The 1999-nt window shown below is 49.6% G+C and carries 2 protein-coding genes and 1 pseudogene; all 3 read left to right on the forward strand.

Annotation, left to right across the window (positions count from 1 at the left end):
* A partial coding sequence (locus I9W95_RS14560; RefSeq protein WP_225676162.1) for a DNA/RNA non-specific endonuclease occupies positions 1-1240 on the forward strand: 1240 nt, incomplete at its 5' end.
* Positions 1241-1245: 5 nt separating this feature from the next.
* Positions 1246-1569, forward strand: a complete 324-nt coding sequence (locus I9W95_RS14565; RefSeq protein ID WP_225676164.1) for an immunity protein YezG family protein — start codon at positions 1246-1248, stop codon at positions 1567-1569.
* Between the two features lie 217 nt (positions 1570-1786).
* Positions 1787-1999: pseudogene (locus I9W95_RS14570) on the forward strand (hypothetical protein); the annotation flags it as partial.

Below are 1999 nucleotides of genomic sequence, written 5' to 3' on the forward strand. Positions count from 1 at the left end.
ACGTATTCAGAGTGCGCTGTTCAATATTATTGCTGGCGAGCGTGCCGAAGCCGCGATGCACGAACGCATGCTGTCGCAGGAATCCGCTGTTACCAAAGTAGCTATCTACACCGGTGCCTTTATGACCGGCATTGGCTCATCAGCCTGGGGGCTGGCACTGTGGGCTAAGGAAGTCAGCGATGTGGTTAACCCGGTGGTGCGTATCCACAACAACATCAAAGCCATTCGCGCCGCCTGGGATTCAGAGAACTTCGCCGAAGCCTATTCCAGCAATATTCTCAGTGCCGAGAAGCGTGAGCTGGTAGAGGCGCTGGGCTTCGACCCGACCGCCATTAACGCGCAGCAAATCGACGAAGCCATTGCCATGTCGGATCTGGTGATGAGCGATGAATCCCTACGCGAAATGCTCTATCGCTTTGTTAAAGATTACGCCGAAGCTCAGCACAGCATCGAGATCGCTGAAGTAGCAGGCTCTGGTGCGTTTGAAATTATCCTTACCATTATTCTCGCGGCCGTAACCGGCGGTGCCGGTGTGCTGGCTATGGTGGGCAGTAAAGCTGCTCTGATCCGTAAGTTCAGTTCGGTGGGCGACCTGCTCAGTGAGTTTGCTCAGGCTTCGAAGAAAATCGCGCTGCGTAACAGCAAGCGCAGTGCGAAGCAGGAGAAGGCAAGCTTTAAGGATCTGGAGACGGACGAGAAGTTGGTTACGAAAGGGGCGAGTGGGCCGGCAAGTCCAGCTGCAGATAATGTTACCGAGCTGGAGCCAGGTCAGAAAGGTGGATGGAATAAAGAACTTAATGGAGAGCTGAAGCCAGATCATTCATATAAGGTGGGAGATTACCTGTATGAGACCGACAGCGAAGGACGGGTTAGCAGAGTTAGCGGTAAGCTTGACCTGAATACGCGGGACAGGAATACTTACCAGCAAGGAAAGTCGGCTAAAGAAGCCGGAATTAAGGATGGCTTAGCCGATGACGATGGTGGCCACCTGATTGCATCTATTTTTGATGGTTCAGGTGAGCAGATTAACTATGCCCCAATGAACTCGAACCTTAACCGGGGGGCATGGAAGTCTATGGAGAATACATGGGCAAAAGCCCTTGAAGAAGGGAAAGAAGTAACTGTCGATATTAAGCCCGTATATGAGGCAGGTAGTAAAAGGCCGACTAAGTTTGTAGCTCGGTATACAATCGATGGCCAGCCTTATAAGTCGATATTTAAAAATCAATCCGGAGGGTGATTATAGTGTCTGATACTATAGATGAGATATATTTGAAAATTGCACAGGGAATTGCTAAGTCGATTACTACCTCATGGGATAGGGCCGTAATTAATGCTGAAGTTTTTGATGATGCAGCAAATTTTAACGGTGTGTACGAGTTAGATGGTAAAACTCTTTACTTTGAAGTTGAGGACGATGCATACGATTATTTTGAAGAAATAAAAGAAATAATGTCAGGGAATAATAAATGGAATCGGGCAAAATTCACTCTGAAACCTTCTGGTGACTTCAGTATCGACTTCCAATGGGATCAGGCACTGGATGACGAAATCAAAGCAAACCAATAAAATTCGGTTGAAGTGCCACTGAATATTTCGGTGGCACGTTACACATTAACACCCCATCTTATCCTTAATGCCATATGCGACCATGCCGAAGTCTAGAGGCAGGCTGGAAATCTACGTTATTTTAGTACTGACGAAGCCGTCTGGGCACTTGGCGAAAATGGCGTCCCCCAGTCTGTAGAAGCTAACGCTAACCAGACACCCATCTTAGTACTGCAGCATGGTCGCCGACCAGCTGCTGGGCTCCGTTGCCGACGCCATCGTCTATAAGGCGTACGATCACTTCTATTTCGACGTACTTTCCGCCTTGCCGGATGCATCACCACTGCCGCGCGAAGCCCTGAGCGACGCCATCGCCAGTTCTCATCTGGTGTTAGAGCGGCTGGATAGTGCGCTGGCCATTGGCGATGAAGAGCCCGACCCGCGGCAGATG

This window comes from Thalassolituus marinus (assembly GCF_020320395.1).
In the GTDB taxonomy this organism is placed as follows: domain Bacteria; phylum Pseudomonadota; class Gammaproteobacteria; order Pseudomonadales; family Oceanobacteraceae; genus Venatoribacter; species Venatoribacter marinus.